The sequence below is a fragment of the Nonomuraea sp. NPDC050022 genome (assembly GCF_044460705.1).
Taxonomy (GTDB): Bacteria; Actinomycetota; Actinomycetes; order Streptosporangiales; family Streptosporangiaceae; genus Nonomuraea.
In genome coordinates this window covers 730948-754742 of record NZ_JBITKE010000003.1, presented here as the reverse complement: position 1 = coordinate 754742, position 23795 = coordinate 730948, and the positions used below count along the sequence as shown (strand labels likewise).

The 23795-nt window shown below is 68.0% G+C and carries 22 protein-coding genes and 1 pseudogene; 9 read left to right on the top strand and 14 right to left on the bottom strand.

Going from position 1 to position 23795, the window contains the following annotated elements:
• Window positions 1-18: 18 nt before the first annotated feature.
• The 4 genes from ACIBO2_RS14955 to ACIBO2_RS14940 are packed head-to-tail and all read right to left on the bottom strand — an operon-like array spanning window position 19 to window position 3885.
• On the bottom strand, window positions 19-894 hold the full coding sequence (locus tag ACIBO2_RS14955) for an ROK family protein (RefSeq protein WP_358539459.1): 876 nt from the start codon (window positions 892-894) through the stop codon (window positions 19-21).
• Window positions 891-2075 (bottom strand): sugar ABC transporter permease, encoded by a 1185-nt coding sequence (locus ACIBO2_RS14950; protein WP_363995534.1) that lies wholly within the window; start codon window positions 2073-2075, stop codon window positions 891-893. The genes ACIBO2_RS14955 and ACIBO2_RS14950 overlap by 4 nt, the downstream gene beginning before the upstream one ends.
• Complete coding sequence (locus ACIBO2_RS14945; protein ID WP_357950274.1) at window positions 2072-2791, bottom strand: ATP-binding cassette domain-containing protein; 720 nt, start codon at window positions 2789-2791, stop codon at window positions 2072-2074. Before ACIBO2_RS14945 ends, ACIBO2_RS14950 begins: the two co-directional genes overlap by 4 nt.
• Complete coding sequence (locus ACIBO2_RS14940) at window positions 2791-3885, bottom strand: sugar ABC transporter substrate-binding protein (protein WP_358539465.1); 1095 nt, start codon at window positions 3883-3885, stop codon at window positions 2791-2793. Before ACIBO2_RS14940 ends, ACIBO2_RS14945 begins: the two co-directional genes overlap by 1 nt.
• A 107-nt stretch (window positions 3886-3992) precedes the next feature.
• Here ACIBO2_RS14940 and ACIBO2_RS14935 point away from each other — a divergent pair, with 107 nt between their 5' ends.
• The 3 genes from ACIBO2_RS14935 to ACIBO2_RS14925 all read left to right on the top strand — a co-directional run bounded on the left by ACIBO2_RS14935 (window position 3993) and on the right by ACIBO2_RS14925 (window position 7608).
• Entirely contained in the window at window positions 3993-5168 is a 1176-nt protein-coding gene (locus tag ACIBO2_RS14935) for an ROK family transcriptional regulator (RefSeq protein WP_358539468.1), read from the top strand.
• A gap of 79 nt (window positions 5169-5247) precedes the next feature.
• Window positions 5248-6294, top strand: coding sequence for a 3-isopropylmalate dehydrogenase (locus ACIBO2_RS14930; protein WP_397297369.1), 1047 nt, complete (start codon window positions 5248-5250; stop codon window positions 6292-6294).
• 216 nt (window positions 6295-6510) lie between these two features.
• Entirely contained in the window at window positions 6511-7608 is a 1098-nt protein-coding gene (locus ACIBO2_RS14925; RefSeq protein WP_358539473.1) for a branched-chain amino acid aminotransferase, read from the top strand.
• Window positions 7609-8188: 580 nt separating this feature from the next.
• Here ACIBO2_RS14925 and ACIBO2_RS14920 read toward each other — a convergent pair.
• Window positions 8189-8758 carry a TetR/AcrR family transcriptional regulator gene (locus ACIBO2_RS14920; protein ID WP_358539476.1) on the bottom strand — a complete coding sequence of 190 codons (570 nt, stop codon included), beginning with the start codon at window positions 8756-8758 and terminating at the stop codon, window positions 8189-8191.
• Between the two features lie 91 nt (window positions 8759-8849).
• Here ACIBO2_RS14920 and ACIBO2_RS14915 point away from each other — a divergent pair, with 91 nt between their 5' ends.
• Window positions 8850-9815 (top strand): ketopantoate reductase family protein, encoded by a 966-nt coding sequence (locus tag ACIBO2_RS14915; RefSeq protein ID WP_397297366.1) that lies wholly within the window; start codon window positions 8850-8852, stop codon window positions 9813-9815.
• Between the two features lie 912 nt (window positions 9816-10727).
• Here the strand turns inward: ACIBO2_RS14915 and ACIBO2_RS14910 are convergent.
• Both ACIBO2_RS14910 and ACIBO2_RS14905 read right to left on the bottom strand, forming a co-directional pair.
• Complete coding sequence (locus ACIBO2_RS14910; protein ID WP_397297674.1) at window positions 10728-11579, bottom strand: transcriptional regulator; 852 nt, start codon at window positions 11577-11579, stop codon at window positions 10728-10730.
• Window positions 11580-11766: 187 nt separating this feature from the next.
• Window positions 11767-11898, bottom strand: a pseudogene (locus ACIBO2_RS14905) (helix-turn-helix domain-containing protein); the annotation flags it as partial.
• 230 nt (window positions 11899-12128) lie between these two features.
• Between ACIBO2_RS14905 and ACIBO2_RS14900 the strand changes: the two are divergent.
• Window positions 12129-12755: a Uma2 family endonuclease gene (locus ACIBO2_RS14900; RefSeq protein ID WP_358178445.1), complete on the top strand. Its 627-nt coding sequence runs from the start codon at window positions 12129-12131 to the stop codon at window positions 12753-12755.
• A 549-nt stretch (window positions 12756-13304) separates the two neighbouring features.
• Here ACIBO2_RS14900 and ACIBO2_RS14895 read toward each other — a convergent pair.
• The 3 genes from ACIBO2_RS14895 to ACIBO2_RS14885 all read right to left on the bottom strand — a co-directional run bounded on the left by ACIBO2_RS14895 (window position 13305) and on the right by ACIBO2_RS14885 (window position 16543).
• A complete protein-coding gene (locus ACIBO2_RS14895) occupies window positions 13305-13784 on the bottom strand; it encodes a hypothetical protein (RefSeq protein ID WP_358539483.1) in 480 nt (159 codons plus the stop codon).
• Window positions 13785-13902: 118 nt separating this feature from the next.
• Complete coding sequence (locus ACIBO2_RS14890; protein ID WP_358539486.1) at window positions 13903-15012, bottom strand: serine hydrolase domain-containing protein; 1110 nt, start codon at window positions 15010-15012, stop codon at window positions 13903-13905.
• A 397-nt stretch (window positions 15013-15409) separates the two neighbouring features.
• On the bottom strand, window positions 15410-16543 hold the full coding sequence (locus ACIBO2_RS14885; RefSeq protein WP_358539489.1) for a serine hydrolase domain-containing protein: 1134 nt from the start codon (window positions 16541-16543) through the stop codon (window positions 15410-15412).
• 293 nt (window positions 16544-16836) lie between these two features.
• Between ACIBO2_RS14885 and ACIBO2_RS14880 the strand changes: the two genes are divergently transcribed.
• On the top strand, window positions 16837-18090 hold the full coding sequence (locus ACIBO2_RS14880; RefSeq protein ID WP_397297363.1) for an ATP-binding protein: 1254 nt from the start codon (window positions 16837-16839) through the stop codon (window positions 18088-18090).
• 98 nt (window positions 18091-18188) lie between these two features.
• Here the strand turns inward: ACIBO2_RS14880 and ACIBO2_RS14875 are convergent, their stop codons facing one another.
• A complete protein-coding gene (locus ACIBO2_RS14875) occupies window positions 18189-18656 on the bottom strand; it encodes a cupin domain-containing protein (protein ID WP_358539495.1) in 468 nt (155 codons plus the stop codon).
• Window positions 18657-18798: 142 nt separating this feature from the next.
• Here ACIBO2_RS14875 and ACIBO2_RS14870 point away from each other — a divergent pair, with 142 nt between their 5' ends.
• Window positions 18799-19164: a VOC family protein gene (locus ACIBO2_RS14870; protein WP_358539498.1), complete on the top strand. Its 366-nt coding sequence runs from the start codon at window positions 18799-18801 to the stop codon at window positions 19162-19164.
• Here ACIBO2_RS14870 and ACIBO2_RS14865 read toward each other — a convergent pair.
• On the bottom strand, window positions 19145-20359 hold the full coding sequence (locus ACIBO2_RS14865; RefSeq protein ID WP_358539500.1) for an FAD-dependent monooxygenase: 1215 nt from the start codon (window positions 20357-20359) through the stop codon (window positions 19145-19147). The genes ACIBO2_RS14870 and ACIBO2_RS14865 overlap by 20 nt on opposite strands.
• A gap of 198 nt (window positions 20360-20557) precedes the next feature.
• On the opposite strand from ACIBO2_RS14865, the gene ACIBO2_RS14860 reads away from it, so the two are divergent.
• Entirely contained in the window at window positions 20558-21781 is a 1224-nt protein-coding gene (locus ACIBO2_RS14860) for a helix-turn-helix domain-containing protein (protein ID WP_397297360.1), read from the top strand.
• 56 nt (window positions 21782-21837) lie between these two features.
• On the opposite strand, the gene ACIBO2_RS14855 is transcribed toward ACIBO2_RS14860, so the two are convergent.
• Entirely contained in the window at window positions 21838-22092 is a 255-nt protein-coding gene (locus ACIBO2_RS14855; protein WP_358539505.1) for a winged helix-turn-helix domain-containing protein, read from the bottom strand.
• A gap of 254 nt (window positions 22093-22346) precedes the next feature.
• Window positions 22347-22796 carry a redox-sensitive transcriptional activator SoxR gene (gene soxR / locus ACIBO2_RS14850; RefSeq protein ID WP_357950325.1) on the bottom strand — a complete coding sequence of 150 codons (450 nt, stop codon included), beginning with the start codon at window positions 22794-22796 and terminating at the stop codon, window positions 22347-22349.
• A 75-nt stretch (window positions 22797-22871) separates the two neighbouring features.
• On the opposite strand from soxR, the gene ACIBO2_RS14845 reads away from it, so the two are divergent.
• Complete coding sequence (locus tag ACIBO2_RS14845; RefSeq protein WP_397297357.1) at window positions 22872-23768, top strand: erythromycin esterase family protein; 897 nt, start codon at window positions 22872-22874, stop codon at window positions 23766-23768.
• Window positions 23769-23795 lie beyond the last annotated feature (27 nt).

Below are 23795 nucleotides of genomic sequence, written 5' to 3'. Positions count from 1 at the left end.
TACACCCGTTTCACGAACTTATGAAGACTGTGAAGCGGCATGGGCGAGGGCCAGCGCGCCGAGCAGCGGGGCGTCGTCGGCGAACCGCGCCGGGCGTACCTCGGGCGGGAAGGGTACGGCCCGCCGCAGCTCGGCTGTCAGGCGTGGCATGATCAGGTCGGCCGCGCCCATCATGCCGCCACCGACCACCAGGCACTCGGGGTCGAAGGTCGCGCACAGGTTCGCCGCGTTCATGGCCAGCAGCCCGAGCGCCTCGTCCACCAGCTCCGCGACCGCCGAGCCGGGGGCCGAGGCGGACAGGGCGAACAGGTCGGCCGCCGTGGTCTCGCGGCCCAGCAGGGCGGTGCCCCGGGCCGCGAGCGCGCCGCCCGAGACCCGCTCCTCCAGGGGAACGTGCCCGTCGGCGAAAGCGGGCTCTCCCGGAACGGCCTGCAGGTAGCCGATCTCGCCGGCCGCGCCGTGCGCCCCGGACACCACCTGGCCGTTCACCACCAGCGCCGCCGCCAGCCCGGTGCCCAGGTTCAGGTAGACGCCCGCCGACACGCCGCGCAGCGCTCCCCAGCGCAGCTCGGCCGCCGCGGCCGCCTTCACGTCGTTGTCGATCGCCACCGGGATCGCGCCGTACTCCTCGCGCAGCAGCCTGGGCAGCTCCAGCCCCTCCCAGCCGGGCACGTTGGGGGCCAGCCAGATCCGGCCGTCGCGGATGACGCCGCAGGTCGAGAAGCCCACGGCGGCCGGCGCGCCGTCCAGGTCCCGGGCCGCCGCCAGGGCCCGTTCCAGGGTGCCGGCGCCGGTGTCGAGCCGGATCCGCTCGACGATCTCCGGCCCGTCGGAGCTGGACACGCCGACGGCGACTTTCGTGCCGCCCACATCGATGCCCAGCACGCGGCTCACTGGGCGGCTCCCCGGCGGGCCAGCGAGTCGATCGCCACGGCCAGGGCCAGCACCGCGGCCGTCACCATGAAACGTACGGAGGAGTCGACGCTGAGCAGGTACATGCCGCTGGTGATCGACTGGATCACCAGCACCCCGAGCAGCGCGTCATAGGCCCGCCCCCGCCCGCCGAACAGCGAGGTGCCCCCGATGACCGCCGCGGCGATCGCCATGAGCAGGATGTCGCTGCCGCCCGACTGCTGGTTGACCGCCGACAGCCGGCTGGCCGCCAGGATGCCCCCGGCCGCCGCCAGCGTGGAGGCCAGCATGAACGCCAGGATCCTGATGCGCGTCACGTTGATCCCGGCCCGCCTGGCCGCCTCCGCGTTGCCCCCCACGGCGTACACATGCCTGCCGAACGCGGTATGCCTGAGCACGAGATCGAACACCACCACCAGCGCGCCGAAGATGATGAGCAGCAGCGGCACGCCCCGGTCGGCCGACATGATGACCACGCCCGCCGCGAGCAGGACGGCCAGGCCGCCCGTTCTGACCAGCAGCCACCACAGCGGGGTGACGGGCAGCCCGGCGGCCAGCCTGAGACGCCGGGTGAGCAGCGCCGCGCCGCCCGAGACGAGCACCAGAGCCGCCACCAGCAGCCACGACAGCCAGGACGGCAACCAGGTGTCGCTCAGCTTCGAGATGAACCCGGTGAACGGCAGGTTGATCGTGCCGCCCTGCCGCAGCAGGAAGAGCAGCAGCCCGAGCCAGCCCATCAGCCCGGCCAGCGTGACCACGAACGACGGCATCCGCAGCTTGGTGAACATCAGCCCGTGGATCAGCCCGATCCCCGCCCCTGCGGCGAGGGCGATCAAGATGGCCGCCAGCGGGTTCCAGCCCTGCTTGACGTGCATGATGGTCATGATCGTCGCGCACAGGCCGCTGACCGAGCCGGCCGACAGGTCGATCTCGCCGAGCAGCAGCACCATGATGATGCCCAGCGAGATCGTGCCGGTCGCGGCCATCTGCAGGGCCAGGTTCGTCAGGTTCTCCGGCGCGAGGAAGCGGTCGTTGAGCGCGCTGAAGACGATCGCGATCGCCACCAGCCCGCCGACGACCGGCCACGCGCCGACGTCGCCCTGTCTCAGCCGCTCGACGGCGACCTTCGGCGTGTAAGGCTTGCGCGCCAGCGTGTCGGTCATCGCCCTGCCCCCGTGATCGCGGCCACGATCTCCTCCTGCGTGGTGTCTGCCGTACCGAAGTCGCCGGCGTTGCGTCCCAGACGCAGCACCACCACGCGGTCGCTCACCTCCCGGACGTCGGCCAGGTTGTGCGAGATGACCAGGACCGCGAGCCCGCGATCGCGCAGCCGGCCGATCAGCGCGAGCACCTGGGCGGTCTGCTCCACGCCCAGCGCGGCGGTGGGCTCGTCCAGGATGACCAGGCGCGGCTCGCCGATCAGCGCCCTGGCGATCGCCACGGACTGGCGCTGACCGCCCGACAGCATGGCGACAGGCACCCTGATGTCCCTGATGCGTACGTCAAGTTGCTGAAGCAGGTCGCGGGTGGCGCGTTCCATCGCGATGTGACGCAGCAGCGACCAGCGGCGGCGTTCCGTACCGAGGAACAGGTTGGCCACCACGTCCAGGTTCTCGCAGAGCGCGAGGTCCTGGTAGACGGTCGAGACGCCGAGCGCCTGCGCGTCGTGCGGGTTGGCGATCTTGACCGGCGTGCCGTCGAGCGTGATCGTGCCCTCGTCCGGGACGACCACCCCCGAGATGGCCTTGACCAGCGTGGACTTGCCCGCGCCGTTGTCGCCCATGAGGGCGGTGACCTCGCCGGGACGCAGGTGGAGGCTCGCGCCGTCGAGGGCCTGGACCGCGCCGTAGCGCTTGGAGATGCCTGTCGCGGAGAGCACTACTGGATGCCCGCCTTCGCGCAGGCCGCCTTGACCTCGGCGGTGCAGATCTGGTCGGCCGTGTAGAACTTGTCCTTCACGATCGTGTCCTTGACCTTGTCCGCGGTGACGGCGATGGGGTCGAGGAGGAAGGCGGGGATGTCCACGGTGCCGTTGTTGACCTTGCTGGTCGCGGCGGGCTGCTCGCCCTTGGCCACGGCCACGGCCAGCTCGGCGGACTTCTCCGCCTCAGCCCTGATGTCCAGATATATGGTCATGTACTGCTCGCCGGTGAGGATGCGCTGCACGGCGGCCAGCTCGGCGTCCTGCCCGGTGATCGGCGGCAGCTGCTTGTAGCCCGCGCGCTTCATGGCCGCGATGGCGCCGCCCGCCATGCCGTCGTTGGCCGACAGCACGCCCACGATGTTGTCCCGGCCGATGGCGGTGATCGCCTGCTCCATCTGCTGCTGGGCCTTGTCGGGACTCCAGTCGGGCGTGTCGAACTCCCTGCCGACCTTGACCTTGCCGTCCAGGACGCTCTTGGCGCCCTTCTTGTAGTCGGCCGAGCTGGGGTCGGTCGGGGCGCCGTGGATCTCCACGATCTGTCCCTTGGCCGTCGTGCCCTTGGCGTTCATCGCGTCGAGCAGGGCCTGGCCCTGCATCTCGCCGACCCGGACGTTGTTGAACGAGACGTAGTACGCGTAGTCGATGCCGGAGATCAGCCGGTCGTAGGCGATCACCGGGATCTTCTTCTGCTTGGCCTGGTTGACCAGCGGTGCCACCGCGTTGGCGTCGACGGCGTCCAGCACCAGGACGTTCGCGCCCTGGGTGAGGGCCGCCTCGACCTGTTGCTGCTGCTTGGCCGCGTCCTGCTCGGCGTTGCTGTAGAGGATCTTGCAGTCGGCGCAGAGCGACTTCACCTTCGCCTCGAACAGCGGGCGGTCGAACGCTTCATAGCGCGTGGTCTTGGACTCGGGCAGGAAGAGGGCGATCGTCTTGGATGCCACCCCGGCGCTCGCGCTCGCCGTGCTGCCGCCGGTGCCGGCGGAGTTTCCGCAGGCGGCGGCGGTCAGCAAGAGCGCCGCGGCCGGAATCAGTCGCCATGCTCGGTCCATCGCACATCGTCCTCTCGAGTGGGCCCGCCCGGCTGTTCGTTGGTTGGTAAGAAAGCTAGTTTACTACCAGGGTCGTTGGCTAGAGTTTGGCGCGAGGAGGGCTGAAGATGCGAGGTGGGCTGGGAAATCCGCGACTGCTACGGGTGCTGAACGAGCGTCGGCTGCTCGACCAGCTCCACGCGAACGGCCCGGCGTCACGGGCCGATCTGGCCAAGATCACCGGGCTGTCGAAGCCGACGGTCTCGGCGGCGCTCGCCGGGCTGGAGGAAGACGGGCTGGTGCACCTGGTCGGCGAGGTGTCGGGCCGGCCGGGCCCGGTGACCTCGCTCTACGACATGAACGCGGCCTCCACCCACGTGGCGGGCATCGACATCGGCCGCGACTGGATCCGCGTCGCCGTGGCCGACCTGCGCGGCACGTTCGCGGGCCGGACCGACGGGCGCAACACCGCCCGCGACTCCGCCGAGCTCGCGGTCCTCGTGGGCGACCTGTGCCGCGCCGCGGCCAGGGAGGCCGAGCTCGACTGGTCGGTGATCGCCTGCGCGGTGGTCGGCTCGCCCGGCGTCTACGACCCGGCCCGGGGCCGCCTGGACTTCGCGCCCAACCTGCCGGGCCCGCCCGACCTGGCGGGTCGCCTCCGGTCGGCGCTCGACGTGGAGCTGACCATCGAGAACGACATCAACTTGGCGGCGGTCGGCGAGCACACGTACGGGGAGGGGCGCGGCAAGGCCAACTTCGCCCTGGTCTCCATCGGTACGGGCGTCGGGATGGGCATCGTCATCAACGGCGAGCTGTATGTCGGAGCCAGGGGAGCGGCGGGAGAGGTTTCCTATGTCCCCACGGACTCGCCCCCTTACGTCCCACCCTTTACGGACGACGCCCTGGCCCACGGTGCCACGGAGACGGTGACCTCGGCTCCCGGCGTGGTCAGGGCGGCCAGGGCGGCCGGGCTGGACCTCGAGACGGCCAAGGAGGTCTTCGCGGTGGCGGCGGCCGGAGACCCGGCGGCCCGCTCGGTGGTGGAGGCCGAAGGGCGCCGCATCGGCGGTCTTCTGGTGGCGGTGGCGGCGGTCCTGGATCCGGAGGTCATCGTCCTGAGCGGCGGAGTGGGCCGCAACCTGGACCTGCTGGGCGCGGCGATAGAGGATCGGATCGCGGAGCTGGGCCCCCTGCGGCCGATGGTGGTCGCCAGCGCTTTGGGGGACAGTGGAGTATTGCTGGGCGCGGTCGCCCACGCCCGAACCAGGGCCTGGGACCTGATCTTCGACGCCAGACAGGGCTGACCCCTGGTCTTTTGGAAGGTCCTGTCCAAGACGTGAGATGTCGTGCTCGTCAGTCGAGACAAGCGGGTAAGGTACGCACATGGAGTCGCGGAATATTCGCCTGGCCGTCATCCCCGGAGACGGCATCGGCGCCGAGGTCGTCGCCGAGGGGCTGAAGGTCCTGGAGGCAGTCGGGACCAAGATCGAGGCCACCTACTACGACCTGGGTGCCGCCCGCTATCACCGTACCGGTGAGACGCTGCCCGACGCCGTGCTCGAAGAGCTGCGCGGCTATGACGCGATTCTGCTCGGCGCCGTGGGCGATCCCAGCGTGCCGCCCGGCATCCTGGAGCGCGACCTGCTGCTCCGCCTCCGCTTCGTCTTCGACCACTACGTCAACCTGCGCCCGGTCAAGCTGTTCCCCGGCGTCGAGACCCGGCTGGCCGACACCCCCACCGAGAACATCGACATGGTCGTCGTCCGCGAGGGCACCGAGGGCCTCTACGCGGGCACCGGTGGCGTCATGCGCCGTGGCACACCTCACGAGATCGCCACCCAGGAGTCGCTCAACACCGCCTACGGCGTGGAGCGGGTCGTCCGCTACGCGTTCGAGAAGGCCAAGTCCCGCCCGCGCAAGAAGCTGACGCTCGTCCACAAGACCAACGTCCTGACCTACGCCGGCGACCTCTGGCAGCGCACGGTCAACCGCGTGGGCGAGGAATACCCCGAGGTCACCACCGACTACTGCCACATCGACGCGGCCTCGATGTTCTTCGTGAGCCAGCCCGAGCGGTTCGACGTGATCGTCACCGACAACCTCTTCGGCGACATCATCACCGACCTCGGCGCGGCGATCGCGGGCGGCATCGGCCTGGCGGCCAGCGGCAACATCAACCCGGAGCGCACCGCGCCCAGCATGTTCGAGCCGGTGCACGGCAGCGCCCCCGACATCGCCGGGCAGGGCAAGGCCGACCCGACCGCCACGATCCTGTCGGTCGCCATGCTCCTGGAGCACCTCGGCCTGACCGCCGAGGCGGCCAGGGTCGAGCAGGCCGTCGCCGACGACATCGTCGAGCGCCTGGCCGGCTGGGCGGGCCGCTCCACAAACGAGATCGGTGACGACATCACCGCGCGAGTATCGAGCTAGGGCCGCCCAGCTCCCCAAGCGCCTGGCGGTCCACATAAGGACCGCCAGGCGCTTTTTCGCGTCTAAACGGCCAAAGCACCCCATTGGCCACTTACGATCCCAAATGGCGAGACACTAGGAAGTGCAGACCTGCTCACAGCAGTGACTGTCACGAACCGCAGAGACCGTCCAGAACCGTAGAGTTTGTCCAGGACCGTAGAGAGAAGGACCTCCGTCATGACCATCGCTCAGAAGCTCAGCTTCGACGTGCAGCTATCCGACCACGCTCGCACTGCGGCCGAGCGGGAGCAGGTACTGGCGAACCCCGGGTTCGGGCAGACCTTCACCGACCACATGATCTCGATCGACTACACCGAGGGCGAGGGCTGGCACGACGCCCGGCTTGAGCCGTACGGGCCGCTGTCGCTCGACCCGGCCACCTCGGTGTTCCACTACGCGCAGGAGTTGTTCGAGGGGCTCAAGGCGTACCGCCAGGCCAACGGCTCGATCGCGACCTTCCGCCCGTATGCCAACGCGGCCCGCTTCAACGCCTCGGCCGAGCGCATGGCGATGCCGTCGCTTCCGGAAGAGGTGTTCGTCGAGTCGCTCGAACTCCTCGTCCAGACCGACAAGGACTGGGTCCCCACGACCGAGGGCCACAGCCTCTACCTACGCCCGTTCATCATCGCGACCCAGGTCGGCCTCGGCGTCAACTACCCGTCCCGCACCTACCGGTACATGGTCATCGCCTCCCCGGCGGCCTCCTACTTCACCGGCGGCGTCAAGCCCGTCTCCGTCTGGCTCTCCACCGAGTACACCCGCGCCGCCCCCGGCGGCACCGGCTTCGCCAAGTGCGGCGGCAACTACGCCGCCGCCTTCGTCGCCCAGCGGCAGGCCGTCGAGCAGGGCTGCGACCAGGTGGTGTGGCTGGACGCGCACGAGCACCGGTACGTGGAGGAGATGGGCGGGATGAACCTGTTCTTCGTCTTCGGCGACAAACTGGTCACCCCCGCGCTGACCGGCACCCTGCTGCCCGGCATCACCCGCGACTCCATCCTGTCCCTCGCCGCCGACCTGGGCCTGGAGGCGTCAGAACGCCTTATCTCGACGGAGGAGTGGCAGGCGGGCTGCGAGTCGGGCGAACTCACGGAGGTGTTCGCCTGCGGGACGGCGGCAGTGGTGACCCCGGTGGGCTCGGTCAAGGGCACGGACCGCGCGTGGACCGTGGGCGACGGCACCCCTGGGGAAGTGACGATGCGCATCCGCGAGGAACTGGTGGGCATCCAGTACGGCTCCCGCCCCGACACCCACAGCTGGGTCCACAAGATCAGCTAACACGCCTTCACCGGGCGTCTTTCGCCCTCCCACCCGTTACCCGTTTGGGTGGTTGGCCGTTTGACGCCCGCCCCTCCACAAAGGGCGCACAATCGGCGCTTCGCGCTCTGGAAGTTCGGCGCTCTTCCTTTGGCGCTTACGCGCACTGCAAGGGCCTCCGCTACGCTCCGGACGTTCTCCCAGGCGGGCTACCGCCCGCCCCCTGGAGGACCTCGCTCCGCTCGGACAGCCTTCCCAGCGCTTCGCCGGGTTGGCCGGTTGAAATGCGCGAGATGCCTGGCCGGAGGCCCATGGCGCGGTGAAGCCGGCCCTACCGTGCCTCGCCGCATCAGAAGACCTCTCTGGGGGTCGTTCCGCTCGCTGGAGGCTTGATCCTCGCGTTTGTGCAGCTAAGAGGCTGTTAGAGAAGGCAGTAGCGACGTGCGGTGCAGCGACTTCGCTGCGTGTCGGGAGCGAGACGCGGGAACAACGGTGATGTCGCAGGCATGGTGGTCACATTGAGGCGGTCTCGGTTGTGATGAAGTCGACATAACCGAGGCGCCCTCAGAGCTCGAGGCATGCGACCTGGTGTCGCATCTTGTCATTGCGGGCGGCGTAGTCCGTCCAGTACGAGGGTGATGAGATCGTCGGCCTCGGCCCGCCAGTTGGGGCGGTCATGGGCGGCGCCGATGCCGTGCAGCGCCATCATCACGGCACCGGCGTCCACGTCGTCGCGAACGGCGCGGTCCCGCACGGCGGCGGCTACCAGGTCGGTGACAGCCTGCTCCAGCGCCCGGCTGCCCTCGGCGAGGGCACCCGAGCGATCGGCCCATAGCGTGGCCAGCGTCCGGGCCAGGCCCTCGTGGGCAGCTATGTGGTCGACCATGCCGCGTAGGAAGGTCGCCAACGCCTCCGCCGCGGGCAGCGTGGTCTGTAGCTGGCGGGCGCGGTCGCACAGCGCGGCGACCTCGCCGTGATAGACCGCCTCGGCCAGGGCCTCCCGGGTGGGGAAGTGGCGGTACAGCGTTCCGGTGCCCACCCCGGCCAGCCGAGCGAAGTCATCGAAGCGCAGGTCGAAGAAGCCTCCGGCGTCGAAGACCTCCCGGGCCGTGGCGAGCAGGGCCTCCCGCTTGCGCTGGGCGTCGGCCCGCAGCGGCTTGTCGGCGGTCATGCGCTGCCCCCTGTTGACAAAATGGAGATGACCTCCATATTTTGGAAAGTGGAGATGACCTCCAAATCGATCGTACCCCACGAGGTGCAGCGTGAAGATCCTGATGTTCGGCCGAGGCGTGATCGCCACCATCTATGGCTGGGCCCTGCAACAGGCGGGACATGACGTCGAGTTCTACGTCCGGCCGGGCCGCGCGGCGACGTACGGAGACGCAGTGGACCTCGACCTGTTCGATACGCGGCGCCGGGTGTGGGGGCAGCGCGTCGTCGAGAAGTGGCCGGTGCGCTACCGCGAGGCGCTGGAGCCGGACCACGACTTCGACCTGATCGTGCTCAGCGTGTCGCACCACCGCCTCGCGGAGGCGGCAGCCTTCCTGACCCCACGTGTCGGCCAGGCCACGGTGCTGGTCTTCGGCAACATCTGGACCGAGCCGCTGGCCGCGGTCGGTGCACTCCCTGTCGACCGGATCGCCTGGGGCTTTCCCCAGGCCGGTGGCGGTTTCGGCGCGGACGGCGTGCTCCGTGGGATGCTGCTGCCGTCGGTCGTCTTCGGCACCCTCGGCCAGCCCCCGACCGACCGGGAGCAGGCCGTGCGCCAGGCGTTTCGCGGGGCCGGGCTCCGGCTCAAGGAGCGGCCCGACTTCCGCGGCTGGCTGTGGGTCCATTTCGTGTCGGATGCCGGCCTGTTCTCGCAGGGGCTGCGGCTGGGTTCCCTGTCCAAGCTGGCCGGGGCAACGGGTGACCTGCGCGAGGGGCTGCTGGCCGGCCGCGAGCTGCTGCCGCTCCTCCAGGCGCGCGGCCTTGACCTGCGACGTCACCGGGGCGGTGTGCTGCTGTTCCGGGCGCCCACCTGGCTGACGGCCCCCGCGCTCGCCTGGCTGACTGCTCATATGGCGCCCCTGCGCGTGAGTTTCGCGGCGCACTCCGACCCCGACGCCGAGGAGCCGCGTGAGGTCTGCCGGGACACCCTGGCCGAAGCACGGCGGTTGGGTATCTCGGTACCGCGACTGGAAGCGGCGGAACCGAACTTCGCCCGTGAGGGGACGGGTCGAGCCTGAATTTACCGATGTTGTCGGTCCCGGTGGTCCATTGGGCCTGGGTGGTCAGCCGCCACGAAGACGTGCGTTCTCCTGGACGATCTGCTTCTTCTGGCGCTTGCGTGCGGCGTTCTCCTCCCGCAACGTCACCGACTCGGGTTGCTGTGCCTCGCGGCGGGCGAACGCTGCAACGACGGTGTTCTTTGAACTGCTGTGGGGATCGGTAGTAGGAGTCGCGGCCGACGCCGGCTTCGCCGCACACGCTGGAGATAGTCAAGGCTCTGTCGCTGGAGGTTGGTTGGCCGGCCAGCAGGCGGGTCAGGGCGTGCTCCAACCGGGTCTGGGTGTCCGCAGGGGTCACTGGTCACCACCTGGGGTATCGAGGTGGGTTCGCATTTATCCGTACCACCTCCGCACACCAAGGAGTACACCGACAGGGCGTCAATGTCGGTGGACGTGCCGAGCCCAGACTCGCGCCAGGCGTGCCCGCCGAGCGGTTCGGACGGTCAACTTACGCGACGCAGGCAGCCAGAGGCGTTGCATTCCGAGACCGTCGATGTGATGCGTATTACTGTCTGGGTGCCGAAGTGGAGTTCGTCGGCCACCACGACGAAGGCATGCAGCCATGGCAGGGGAAGTTCGGGGCGGCCATACGTCTACAGATATCAACTCATCGTCCAGCGCGTATTGGACGTATCGCCCCTGGCCCTCCTAGCGTTCGTCGGGTGACGGAGCGACGCCAATTCATCGCTCAATCGCGTGGCGGCGCGCGACGGCGTGACCGGCGATTTCCCGTGTGCGTTGATGGGACGGGAACCCATGGAGGCCGGATGCATACTGCAACGCTATGAGCAGGCCAAATAGGCTCGGAAGTGCGATTTCGTGTCACTTCCTGATGGCCTGCAGCGGAAGTGACACGAGCGGTGCCATAACTCAGTATTCAAGTCGCACAAAGTCCGCGAGATCACACATTTCATCGGTGAGAGAGCGCCGTCTGCCGATGATTCCCTTCAGGATGTCTCTGGCATAGCTCTGGTTCGTCATCCACTCCGGGGCATCGTGCCGAACACCCTGCAAGATCTCAAAGGCCTCACTCTGCCGATGCATGCGGCGGTGCGCCTCGGCCTCGTCGAGGAGATGCCGGTTCCGGTTGTTCGAGGTTGGCCGCAGGTCCGTGACCGGGATCGTCTGGGAGAGCTGGAGGACCTTGTCCGGGCGGTCCTCGATCATGGCGTTCTCCACCCGCTTCATCGCCACGGTCACCGGCCCGAAGGTGCGAAGGAAGTCATCGCTCGGCGTCAGATCCTGGCCCATGGTCACCGCCGCGGTGCGCGCGAGGCGGATCGTGTCGTCCGCCTCCCCGGGCCGGTTGTCGCGGATGGCAGCGGCAGAGGCCCGCAGCAGCAGCCAGCCCCAGGCGGAAAGCTGGTGCGGTGTCGCGCAGGAGATACGAGGTTCCACGTCATCGGCCCAGCGCGTCGCCATCTTGCGAGCTTCGTCCAGGCGGCCCTGACGCAGGAGAAGCCAGCAATGTGTGCTGATCGTCGCCGCCGCGTCCAGGGAGTCGTTCATGTCGTCCATGGCCCGGGACAGCGCAAACTCGGCCTCGTCGAACTGGCGCGTCTGGGTCATCAGCCAGCCGACGAGGTGCAGCAGCCTGCCTCGCATGTGACGCTGCAACAGGTCCATCTCTATCAGCGCGTCTGCGTCCCTGAGCATCGGGGGCAGCATGGCGGCGATCTGTGTGTAGCGATCCTGTTTCCACAACGGCATCGACGCTTCCAAGGCGTCGCCCAGACCCTCTCGCGTCGGGCGCCTCTGTGGGCTGACCGTCGAGTCCGCAGAGTGCCCGCCGTACCGGCGCCCACAGATCGAGTGTTTCTTCGTGCGCCGGCTCAGCGTCCAGCTGGCCCATGAGCGACGTCGTCGGCACCTTGAGGGCCACTGCGACCTTGCGCAGCGTCTCCAGACGCACGTCTTTTCGCGCGTCCTGTTCCAGCTTGCGGATAAGCGAAGCGGATACGCCCGCGAGGTCGGCCAGGTCCTGCTGAGTCAAGCCCCGGCGCTTCCGGACGCTGCGAATACGTTCGCCTATCGTGGCCATGAATCCATGCTAAGGATGGGCTGCCGAGCGGTGGGCTGACAGTGACGAGGAGATGCCGGATGCGGCCCCGCCGGATGGCAGTTGGGTGCTCAACATGCGATCTGTGGCTGCTGGCTCCTCCTTCGCAGCAAGGCCGGTTGCCCCTGCCCAGGTGCGCTCCCGTGTGGTCCCCACCAAATGAGGGATAGACCGTAGGCTTGGCTCGGCGGACAGTGACGAGGAGATGCCGAATGACAGCTCTACCGGATGACAGTTGGCTTCTCAACATCCGTCCTCAGCCCGCGTTGGTCACCGCCGAGGAGTATGAGGCGCTTCCGGAAGAGATCGCCAAAGCCATCGAGATCGTCGACGGTTACGTGGTCTACTGCGCGGCACCAACGCCAGATCATCAGACCGCCGGTCGGCGGCTGGCCAACATGCTCGAACGTCATGCTCGCGAGGCGATGGGCAAGGGCCACGAGTGCGTCACCGTGAACAACGATGTGGATCTGCGTCTCAGAGATCTGCCACTGCTCAACCGACGCCCCGATGTCGCCCTCTATCGGTGCCTGGACCGCGAGCGGGGCGAACGGCTCCGCGCCGAGCACGCGCTGCTCGTCGTGGAGATCGTTTCTCCTGGGTCCGAGACCCAGGACACGACCGACAAGCTCGGGGAGTACGCCAAGGCCGGCATTCCGCACTACTGGATAGTCCGGCTTGACCGCTCTGGTGTGTCGATCATCGAACGCTATCGGCTGGATCGGGCAGCCATGCTTTACAAGCACATCGGCACGTTCATGAAGGACGAATCGGGTGGCGCTCCCAGCGTCAGCAACCCGATCCCCATGGTGATCGACTGGTCAGAACTGCAGTTCTGAGCAAAGCCGCCAACCATGATCCTTACCGTCGAATTCCGGCACGGGTGATCCACAGAACCTGGCCCTCGCGTCGATCGCGTACGTCAGCCGTTTGTAACCTCGACCAGGCCCTCAGGCGCTCTGCCGGGCGTCACATCCGTCGTCTCAGACGCCGGTCCGTGGTCTGCTGGCTTTTCGCCCTGTCCAATGTCGGTTGGCCGCCTGCAGCCTGTCGGTTTCTGCACCGTACGAATGTCGGTTGGGCTTCACACTGGTGCCGATCGTCGCAGGGAGGACCTGCCATGCCCGAGTTGGCCTCACGCCGGGTGATCGGTCATGCCGAGGAGGCCCTTCGCACGGGGGCCCTGGAGCGGATGACCCGCGTCCTCAACGGTGACTGAGTGACAAGGCGAAGGCCCTCCGTACGCTCCGGGCGTTCCACCAGACTGGCCACCGCCTCTGCCCGTCCGCTACCCACTGCTCTCGTCGGCACCTTGATGTGCCCTGGACGCCAACGATGGCTGGACCAACAAATCGGGCCGGCGCGGGGGCGGCAGGCGCGTGTGCAGGTCAAACGCGCAGGAGAGCGATGGCGCGTTCGTCGAGCTGGATGGCGCAGCGCAGGCCGCGGGCCCAGAAGCGGGACAGGTCTCTCCGCATGCGGGTGACGGCCTTGCGAGTGCGGGCGGAGGCCACGCCGTCCATGTGGTCCATCGCGTGAGTCCAGGTGGCGCAGGCCTGCTCGATGCCGCCCTGGGAGAGGTGCAGTTCACCCTCGGCGACCAGGTCGAGGGCGATGATGCGGGCGTAGGTGGCAGTGGGTCGGCAGGCCGCAGCTCGAGCGTACTGTTCGGCGGCGTTGGCGCGGTCGCCGAGAGCCTCGAACACCTTGGCGGTGCGGGAGAACACCGAACCTTGCGGCGGGCCCCAGGCCAGCGCCCAGAACGGCACGTCCGCGTCCTGGCCTGCCGCTATCAGGGCGCGGGCGCGCTCGGTTTCGGCGATTGCCGACCGGCGTTGCCCGGCCTTGGCCAGAGTGTGGGCGTGCAAGCGGGATGCGGGCGCTGCGGGCGGCTTCCCAGACCTGGCCGACGAGTTGGCGTCGGTGCTGCGCGACGCTCACCAGACCGGACGTGCCGAGTAGGGCTGCAAACCGTAGGGTAGGACTTCAAGCCGCCGGGCAGAGGACGGCTTCGACGGTTTTGATCATCGCGGGGGCGATGGCGTTATCGTCGGCGGTGCTCCGCGTGACGGAGATGGCGAACTGCTGCCGGCCGTCGGTCGAGGCGAAGGTCAGTGTGGAGATACCGGGCGCCGAGCCGCCGAGCATCTGGCCTTTCAGCTTGCCTCCGCACATGCCTGTGCCCTGCTGTGCGCTGCCACCGGTGACGACCTCCTGCAGCAACGGCGGCAGCAGCTTGCCCTGGTTGAAGGCCCGCCGGAAGGTGCCGAGGTCATGCGTGGTCGAGACGACGCCGCCGGCGCCGTTGCCCCAGCTGGCGTTGAAGCGGTGCACATCGCGCAGGGTGCCGGTGGAGTCGGGGTAGTAGCCGTGCCCGTGCGGGCCCTTGATGCCCTTCGGGGGCTGGGTTGTCTGGTAGGTCTTGGTCATGCCGAGCGGGCGGAAGAGACGCCGGTCGAGTTCGCGGGCCAGGGTGTGCCCGGTCGCCTTCTCGATGAGCATGCCGATGAGGGTGTAGTTGGTGTTGGAGTAGGTGAACTTCTCGCCCGGCTCACCGGTGCGCGGCCGGCCGCGCACCATCTTCACGATGTCGATGGGCCGGTAGTAGGTGGTGAAGTCGAAGACGTCGAACGCCGGTTCGGTCGAGCCGCTCTGGTGGAACCAGTCGGGGATGCCGGAGGTGTGCTGGACCAGTTGCTGGACGGTGATCTCGTCGGCTCGTTCCACCAGCCCGTCGGCGGCCACCTCGGGCAGTAGGTCGGCGAGTTTGTCGTCCAGGCTGAGACTGCCCTCCTCGACGAGTTGGAGGAGCACGGTTGCCACCATTGTCTTGGATTGCGAGCCGATGCGGAAGCGGGAGTCCGCCGGGATCGTGCTGCCCCTGCCGTTGAGCAGCCGCGACCCCGCGCTGCCGCGGCCGACGGCCTTGCCGTCTACGTAGGCGCCGCCGATCGCGCCCACGACGCCGGGCGTCTTGGCCAGGTTCTCCATGGCCTGCTGGACGTCGCCGATCGCGGTGGCGCCGGCGGTTGCGGGCAAGGCAGTGGCCAGCATCAGGGCTGCCGTGCTTACGGCGGCAAGGGACGTGTACTTCAACGACGACAACTCCTTCGAATGGACGAACAAGGGTCAACAATGTGCGCGGGCGGGTCACGTGATGATCCGTCGTGTCGTCGGCGAGAGACCGTCGGTGATATCGGCCCGAGGGCCGCGCGGCTGAGTGGCGTACAAGCGTGCGGTCATCGGGGCGGCCGTCAGCTGCGTTTCACTCAACCGGCGCCGCCATGTCCTCGCTGGCTGAGCCAATCGTTTCGCAGATCACCACGGATCTCGGAGTGGCTTCGTTCGCTGACTCGCGCGAAGACGCCACTTGGTCATCCGGCGTCACAGAGTCATGGCCCCGGCATGTGCCGGGCACCGTGCACAGGTTCGCGAACCTCCAGCCGCACTTGGCGATCACGCCGCTCACGCTCGCCATGTGCGGCTGGAGTGCTCACTTCGCAGGGCAGAACAGCGATTTGAGGGCGTTGGTGATGCGCGGCGGCACGGTGCCGCGCTCGGCGTCGTCCATGGCCAGAGTCAGCGACACGGCGAACTGCAGGCGGCCGTCGGAGGAGGTGATCGTCGCGGCGGTGAAGCCGGGAGCGCTGCCTCCGCCCCCGGCGGCGAACTCGGGGGCGCCGGAGCACGGGCCACCCGCAGGCGGCGCCGGCTGACCGGGAGGCGGGTCGGTGATCACCTTGCTCAGGGACGCCGGCAACAGCTTGCCCTGACGGAAGGCGCGCTGGAAGGCGCTCATCTCGCGCGCGGTGGAGATCACACCGCCGGCGCCGAGCATGCTGGTGGCGTTCATCGTCTTGTCGACATCGCGCATCGTGCCCGATTCGTCCGGGGCGTAGCCGTGCCCGTGCGGGCCCTTGACGCCTTCGCCCGCCTTCGTGGGCAGGTAGGTGTCGCGCATGCCGAGCGGGGCGAAGAGCCGGCGGTCGAGTTCGGCCGCCAGCGACCTTCCAGACAGTTTCTCGATGATCATGCCGAGCAGGATGTAGTTGGTGTTGGAGTAGTTGAAGGTCCCGGTCTCCACGGGCCGGGACCTCTTGCGGGAGGCCGCCAGCAGGTCGATCGGGCGATAGTCACGCGTGGGGTCGGAGGTGTCCGGGCCGATGTAGTCGGGGATACCCGAGGTCAGCTGGATCAGATCGCGTACCGTGATCTCCTCGGCCCGCTCCACCAGGTCCTTTTTCACCACTTCCGGCAGAACCTCGCTGAGCTTGCCGTCCAGGCTCAGCTTGCCTTCCTTGACCAGTTGCAGGACCGCGACGGCGGTCATGGTCTTGGTCTGCGAGCCGATCCAGTAGCGGGCGCTCGCCGGGATCGCGCCGCCCTTGCCGTCGAGCAGGCGGGACCCGGCCGATCCCTTCCCGACCCGCTTGCCGTCCACGTACACCTCCCCAATGGCGCCCACCACGTGTCCCGTCTTCACCAGGCTTTCCATCGCCTTCTGCACGTCCCCGACCTTGACGGGGACGGCAGCCGTCGAGGCGGTGGCGCGCGGGGCCGCACTCAAGACCAGCGCCGCGCACGCCAGCGAAGCTGCGCCAGTGAGCGTCGCTCGACGCAGAATCATGAAGTCTCCCTCTTCCAGGTCCGAATACTCGGCTGTCGAGCCACAAGTTCTAACGAGGGTGGTGTTTCCTCGGCGTTAATCTCAAGGCGCAACTCCGCCGCGCTGGTACGTGGAGCCTCTCAGCGACCAAACCCCTTTGTCAGCAGGCTCTCAGACGCCGGTCGTGGCCCGTGGTCTGTCGGTTTTTCTCCCTGTCAAATGTCGGTTGGCCACCTGCAGTCTGTCGGTTTTTTGCACCGTCAAATGTCGGTTGGGCCTTACGCTGGTGTCTATCGTCGCAGGGAGGAGCTGCCATGTCCGAGTTGATCTCACGTCGGGTGACCGGCCATGCCGAGGAGTTCCTCGACGCCTCCAGAATCGTGATCGTCAATGGACCAAGGCAGTCAGGCAAGACCACCCTGCTCCACCAACTCAACAAGGGAGGAGGGGGAACGTACCTCACTCTGGATGACGGTCCGTTGAGATCGGCCGCGCAGGCCGATCCGGCTGTCTTCATCGCGGATGGGTCGCGTCCGATGATGATCGACGAGATTCAGCGGGGCGGAGACGACCTGATCCTGGCGATCAAGGCGGAGGTTGATCGGAAGGCTGAGCGGGGGCAGTTCGTGCTGGCGGGTTCCACAAGGTTTCTGTCCACGCCGTCGTTGAGCGAATCGCTTGCCGGCCGCGCGGGGATCCTTGAGGTCTGGCCCTTCGCCCAGGAGGAGCTTGCTGGAACGGGCGAGTCCTTTCTTGTGACGGCCTTCAACGATCCTGGAGCGTTGCGCTCTTCGTCACTCAGCGACTACAGCCGCAGGGACTACTTCGAACTGATCTGCCAAGGTTTCTATCCGGAGGCGGTCGCGATGAGATCGGAGTTCACCCGAGACAGGTGGTACCGGACCTACATTCAGGCGGTCATCGACACGGACATCAGGGAGATGGCGAGGGTCGATGAGCCGAGCAGTCTCCGGCAACTGCTCAACCTCGCCGCGGCGAATACGGGGCAAGAGCCCAATTTGGTCAAGATCGGCAACGATCTCCAGCTCCATCGGAGTACGGTCACCCGTTACCTCGGCTTGCTGGAGACCGTCTTCCTGATTCGTCAGGTGCCGGCGTGGTCGCGGAATCTTGTGGCCCGGTCGGTTCGTCGTCCCAAGCTCCACGTCACCGATACCGGCCTCGCCGCTCATCTGATCGGTGTCGACGCGGACGGCCTGGCTGCCAGGGTCTCGCCCGCGCGAGGCCCCCTTGTTGAATCGTTCATCGTCAACGAGATCGCGAAGCAGGCCACGTGGGCGCCGTTTCGCGTCGGACTCCATCACTGGAGGGTCAGCCAGGGCGCTGAGGTGGACCTTGTACTCGAACGAAACAATCGACGGGTTGTCGGTGTGGAGGCCAAGGCCACCGACTCTGTGAATCAGGATGATTTCAAGGGTCTTGTCGCTCTACGCGAGAGTCTCGGCGAAGATTTCGTACACGGGTTCGTCTTCTACACAGGAGTGAGGTCGCTCTCCTTCGGAGACCGGCTGACGGCATTGCCTCTCAGCGCCCTCTGGGACAGGTAGCGCTTTCGGACTGCGATCACCCGCCGTGCCCCGCGCCGAGCACTCAACGTCTCGCGCGGGTTTGGTCGATCGTCACGGCAGTACGTACCCAGCCGCGGCTAGAACGAAATCGTATGGTGGCGGGCCCGGAACTCCGCCAAGAGCTCGTCGGTCACCTCCGCGCCACCCGCCACGGCCGCGTGCACCTCGCGGAAGTAGCCCTCGTACCCGGCCGGCGTGTAAAGGCACAATGCCTGGACCGGCTCGGTGCCGGCGTTGCGGAAGCCGTGCGGGGTGCCGCGCGGCGCGGCGAGCAGGTGTCCGGGGCCGACCGTCACCTCCCCATCGCCGTGGTGCAGGGTCAGGTCGCCCCGCAGGACGTAGAAATACTCGTCGTGCTCTTGATGTACGTGCGGGCGGGCCCCCATCACGCCTCCGGACAGGGTGAACTCCTCGAACGCGAATCGGCCGCCCGTGTGCTCACCCGTCAGCCGGAAGAAGTGCGCCACTCCGGCCACGTCGATCAGTTCGCCGTCTTCGGGGCGGCGCAGAATGGGGCGCGGCTCCGGCATCTGCTTATCGATCATTTCAGCATTATCGGCTGACGGCACCAGAGCGGCCGTCAAGGAGGCTCGCTGCAGAGACAGGAGCCGCCGATGAGTTTCGGGCGGGGGAGTGGTCTCACCCTCGAAACAACGACTGAAACGACGATGGGAAGGGGCGGCTTCGGTGGACTTGTACAGCGTTGTGTGCGTACGTGACCTGGCGACATCGCAGAAGTGGTTCGAGGTGTTCTTCGGGCGGCCGGCGGACGAGATCATCGGCGAGGAGCTCCTCTGGCAGGTCGGTGAGAACGCGTGGGTCGTCATCGACGACCGGCACATGCGGGCCGCACGGGTGGGCGGCACCATGATCACGTTCGGTGTGACCGACCTCGACGACATCCTGGCCCGGCTTGCCGCGCACGGCGTCACGCACGAGCCCGTGGAGACCTACGGCAACGGCGTGCGCCACGTGGACGTCCTCGATCCGGACGGCAACAGCCTCTCGCTCGCGCAGGCACCCGACCAGACCCTCAGTACGCCGCGAGCGTGAGCGCGTTGGCGGCCTCGTTCAGCGGCTTCATGATCGGCCGCATCGCCAGATCCTTCCACGGCAGGCGGTTGACCAGCCGCATCATCGTGGTCTGCATCCTGATCTGCATCGGGCTGCCCGCGACCATCTGCGCGGCGTTGCTCGCGCCGAGCGTCACGTTCACATCCACGTACTCGCGCATGGCTTCCCGATAACCGGCATAAGCCGCACGATGCTCGCCCGCCGCCGCGCTCAGTTCGCCGGCCAGCACGTACGCGCCCACCAGCGCGAGGCTGGTGCCCTGCCCGGACAGCGGGGACGGGCTGTAGGCGGCGTCGCCGACCAGGGCGACCCGGTCGGTGGACCAGTCGTCCATGCGAACCTGGCTGACCGGCGTGAAGTAGAAGTCCGGCGAGTGCGGCATCGCTCGTAGCAGCGCGTCGCTCTCCCATCCGACGCCGGCGAACGCCTCGGTCAGTACGCGCTGCTGGGCGGCCCTGTCGGAGCGGCCGGGCAGGACGGCGGGGCTCGGGAAGACGAACTGCGCCTTCGCGGTGTCGGGCCGGGTGGCGTAGACGTTCACCACCTTGCCGGGCGTCGGATAGAGCAGTTCCCAGTGGTCGAGTCCGAGGTGGTTGGGGACGGTGAAGACGGCCGCGTGCATCCCGAGGGGGTGTACGTAGCGCTCCTCAGGACCGAAGGCCAGGCGGCGCACGGTCGAGTGCAGGCCGTCGGCGCCGATGACCAGGTCGAAGCGGCGGGGGGCGGCATGGCGGAAGGTGACGTCGACGCCGTCGGGGCCTTCGTGGAGCGAGGTGATGGTGTCGCCGAAGAGGTATTCGCAGCTGTCACGTGTCGCGTCGTAGAGGAGCCGGGCGAGGTCGCCACGCATCACCTCGTCGTCGCCCGGAGCGCGCATGCCGATGAGGTCCGGGCCCAGGTTGGCCAGTGGCTTGCCACTCTTGGCAACCCATGAGCCGCCGCGGATGGCGGTACTTGCCCGTCGTACGGCCTCCAGCATGCCCATCCGCTCGACGACCTGCATGGCCACGCCGCGCAGGTCGACCTTGTAGCCGCCCTCGCGCACCTCGGGCGCCAGTTCGATCACGGTGGGGGTGAATCCGTAGCGGCGCAGCCAGTAGGCCAGAGCGGGGCCGGCCACGCTGGCGCCGGAGATCAGGACGTTGCGGTTGGCGAGTCGCCGTGAGTTCGTCATGTCAAAAACCGTAACAGCGTTGCCAGATGCTTGGCAATAGATTTCCAAGATGCTTGCCAGAAGGTCGCTTGCTCGCCTGCCCAGCTCTGCCAGAAGCGTTGGCAAGCGTTTGCCAGACATGTGTCAGGTGGCTACCATGAACTGCGGCAGAGGGCCGGTCGGTCCGGCGCTCCGACCTGGCAAGGAGACGACAGGCAGATGTTGACGCAGCCAGCCTTCGGCCGACGGCTCAAACAGCTGAGGACCGAACGCGGCCTGACCCAGGCCGAGCTCGCGGGCGAGGGCATGTCCACCGGATACCTCTCCCGCCTGGAGTCCGGGGCCCGGCCCCCCACCGAGGAGGCCGTGACCCACCTGGCCCGCCAGCTCGGCGTCGCTCCCCAAGACCTGGCCGAACCGCCGGACTGGTCGCTGGCGCGCAGCCTGGCCACCACCGTCGGCCTGGACGCGGACGAGGCGGGCGAGCTGCTGGCCCGAGCCCTGCGTACGGCGGGCGGCGAGGACCCCCTGCTGCGCTGGCAAGCGCTCTGGCAAGTCGCCGAATGGCGACGCCTCAACAATGAGCCCACCGAGGAGCGCACCTGCCTGGACGAGCTGGTGGCACTCGCCGACGAGCTCGACCTGCCCGAGCTGCGCGCCCGAGCCGGGGCGCGGCTGGCGCGCGCACAACGCGGGGCGGGCCAGGTGCCGGCCGCGGTCGAGGCCGCGATCGGCGCCTACCGCCTGGCGGCCGACGAGGGCCTGCCACCACACATCGTGGCCGACACCCTTCTGGCATTGGTGTCCTCGCTGGCCGAGGCGGGCCGGATGGCCGAGGCCCGGCAGCACGCCGACGAACTGCTCACCCTGGTCGCGGGTTTGCCCGCCGGCAGGCTCCTGGCGGAGGCGGCGTGGACCGTGGCCGGCGTCCGGCTCCGACAGGGCGAACCCCAGGTCGCGCTGAAGCTGGTCAACGACGCAGTGGAGCAACTCCAAGGCCGCCTCGACCCGGCCATGTGGGTACGGCTGCGAATCGTCGCCGCCCGCCTGCACCTCAACTTCACCCCGCCAGAGACCGAACCCGCGCGGCGCCGTATCGAGGAGGTCGAGGCGTGCCTGCCGTTCGCCGGCACGCCCACGGTCGAGCAGGAACTACTCGCGCTACGCGCCCGGCTGGCCTTCCACATCGGGCAGACCGACGAGGCCCGCGCCCTGCTCGACCACCTCGCCGACGCGCACGACCACCTGGCCTACCAGGAGCAGATCCGCTTGGACGTACTGCGCAACCAGCTCCTGCTGCTGGACGGCAAGCAGGACGAAGGCATGCGCGGCCTTCGAGCGCTGGCCGAGCAGGCGCAGGAGCGCGCCAACTTCGACCTGGCCGCGGAGATCTGGCGCCACGCCGCCGAGTCACTGGCTCGAACCGGCGGCGAGAACCAGTAACGGGAACCCGCCACGTGGGCCGTTACGCAGATTCGATGACAGAGGGCTGACTGCGGTCAGCCCTCTGCCGGCCAACTCTCACGATCGGCGACGAAGCTTCCCCGCTGAGGCAAGGTCATCACCCATCCCTCGTCCCGCAACAGAGCCACGGCCTGGCGGGCCGTGTCGCGCGCGACGCCGTGATCTCGCACCATCTCCGACTCGGATGGAATCCGATCCCGTGGCCCCAGCGCACCAGCCTTGATCTGCTTTCGGATGATCGCCGCCACCTGCTGATAGATCGGCGTCGGATCGAACCTGTCCACTTCCACAAGGGCGACGTTAGGTACGTTGCCTACGGAGACCATATGGGCAACGTCCTAGACGAGGTAGACAAGATAGTCTCAAGGTGAGCCCATGACTTGGGCCTTCCACAGCATCCATGTCGAACCCTCAAAGCCCGATCACGAGAAGCTCGCCTGGTCGGAGCCGCTCTTCAGAACGCCATCCCGCCCGCAAGAGCTCGACGTGTGAACTGCTGGCCCATCTGGGTGCGCGAACAGCAGGTACGGCTAGCCGCCCCTGCTCAAGGCTCCAGCAGGCGGCGCGGGCCCGGGCCCTGCTGGGCGAGCGTGTCGCCCGGATTGACCAGTACGCACTGCTCGAACGACAGGCACCCGCACCCGATGCACTCCGTGAACCGGTCCCGCATCCGTTCCATCCGCTCGATCCGGGCGTTGATCTCCTCGCTCCAGCACTCCGACGCCCTGACCCAGAACTCTCGCGTCGGCGGGACGCCCTCCGGCAGGAACGCCAGCACGCTCCCGATCACCGAAAGCGGTATGCCGACGCTCTGGGACGCGCGGATGAACGCCACCCGCCGCAGCGTGGTGCGGTGATAGCGACGCTGGTTGCCGGTGGTCCGGCGGCTGTCGATGAGCCCCTGCCGTTCGTAGAAGCGCAGCGCGGACGCGGGTACGCCGCTGCGCTCGGACAGCTCACCGATGGTCAGTTCCTTGGCGATCGCTTCGGGCATGCCCCGAGCCTAGCTTGACCTAAACATTGGTTTAAGTACGAGCCTGTCTTCGAACGCCACTACAGAGGAGCTCTCATGACCGATATGGCCGATGTTGCCGATACGACTGCGGCCTGGATCAACCGTCACGCCCACCCGCTCGATTCACGGGACCCGCTCCCCGATCTACGGCCATTGCGGGACATCGTGCGCGATGCCACGGTCGTCGCCCTCGGCGCCTCGACCCGGCAGGCCCATGAACTGTCGGTCTCCGCGCACCGGATGGTGCGGTTCCTGGTCGAGGAGCTGGGGTTCCGCTCGCTCGCGTTGGAGGGGGACGACCCGGCCCGCGTCGGGCTCGACGATTACGTCCGTACGGGGAAAGGCGACCCGCACGCGTCGCTGACCGGTGCGCGGGCCTTCTGGCGAACCGGGGAGATCCTCGACCTGGTCCACTGGATGCGGGCCTACAACGAGGACCATCCTGATGATCCGGTACGGTTCGCCGGGATGCGGCCTCAGGCCGAGCCGGCCGTCGGGATGAAGGCCATCGAGCGGCGGATGGCCGAGGACACGATCTGGTGGCACGAGCGCACCGGAGACAAGATCGTCTACTGGGGCGGTCTCGCGCACACCAGCATGAGCACCGGCAACGTGGGCGGACGGCTGCGCGAGCGCTTCGGGACCGGCTACCTGTCGATCGGGCTGACCTTCGGACACGGCACGTTGCCGTTCGAGGTGCCCGCGCCGCCGCCGGACTTCGCCGAGACGGCCCTGAGCGCCGCCGATCTCGACGACTTCCTGCTGGACCTACGCGTCGAGGGCCCGGCCGTCGTAAGGGCCTGGCTCGACGCGCCGGCCAGGACGCGGCTCATCGGGCCCCGCTACGATCGGGCGGACGACGCCGCCTACCACCTGTCCGGAGGCTCGTTCGGCGGCTGGTTCGACGCAGTCGTCCACCATGAGCGGGTGACGCCCGTCCGCGAGCTGTAGGCGGCTGGTCTGCGAGCCGCGGGCGGC

Excerpts from the sequence above, each read along its gene's own strand:
- ACIBO2_RS14880 (WP_397297363.1), top strand. The coding sequence starts at position 16,837 with ATGTCCGAGTTGATCTCACGTCGGGTGACCGGCCATGCCGAGGAGTTC.
- ACIBO2_RS14875 (WP_358539495.1), bottom strand. The coding sequence starts at position 18,656 with ATGATCGATAAGCAGATGCCGGAGCCGCGCCCCATTCTGCGCCGCCCC.
- ACIBO2_RS14865 (WP_358539500.1), bottom strand. The coding sequence starts at position 20,359 with ATGACGAACTCACGGCGACTCGCCAACCGCAACGTCCTGATCTCCGGC.
- ACIBO2_RS14845 (WP_397297357.1), top strand. The coding sequence starts at position 22,872 with ATGACCGATATGGCCGATGTTGCCGATACGACTGCGGCCTGGATCAAC.
- ACIBO2_RS14885 (WP_358539489.1), bottom strand. The coding sequence starts at position 16,543 with ATGATTCTGCGTCGAGCGACGCTCACTGGCGCAGCTTCGCTGGCGTGC.
- ACIBO2_RS14860 (WP_397297360.1), top strand. The coding sequence starts at position 20,558 with ATGTTGACGCAGCCAGCCTTCGGCCGACGGCTCAAACAGCTGAGGACC.
- ACIBO2_RS14935 (WP_358539468.1), top strand. The coding sequence starts at position 3,993 with ATGCGAGGTGGGCTGGGAAATCCGCGACTGCTACGGGTGCTGAACGAG.
- ACIBO2_RS14930 (WP_397297369.1), top strand. The coding sequence starts at position 5,248 with ATGGAGTCGCGGAATATTCGCCTGGCCGTCATCCCCGGAGACGGCATC.
- soxR (WP_357950325.1), bottom strand. The coding sequence starts at position 22,796 with ATGCCCGAAGCGATCGCCAAGGAACTGACCATCGGTGAGCTGTCCGAG.
- ACIBO2_RS14920 (WP_358539476.1), bottom strand. The coding sequence starts at position 8,758 with ATGACCGCCGACAAGCCGCTGCGGGCCGACGCCCAGCGCAAGCGGGAG.
- ACIBO2_RS14900 (WP_358178445.1), top strand. The coding sequence starts at position 12,129 with ATGACAGCTCTACCGGATGACAGTTGGCTTCTCAACATCCGTCCTCAG.
- ACIBO2_RS14925 (WP_358539473.1), top strand. The coding sequence starts at position 6,511 with ATGACCATCGCTCAGAAGCTCAGCTTCGACGTGCAGCTATCCGACCAC.
- ACIBO2_RS14950 (WP_363995534.1), bottom strand. The coding sequence starts at position 2,075 with ATGACCGACACGCTGGCGCGCAAGCCTTACACGCCGAAGGTCGCCGTC.
- ACIBO2_RS14940 (WP_358539465.1), bottom strand. The coding sequence starts at position 3,885 with ATGGACCGAGCATGGCGACTGATTCCGGCCGCGGCGCTCTTGCTGACC.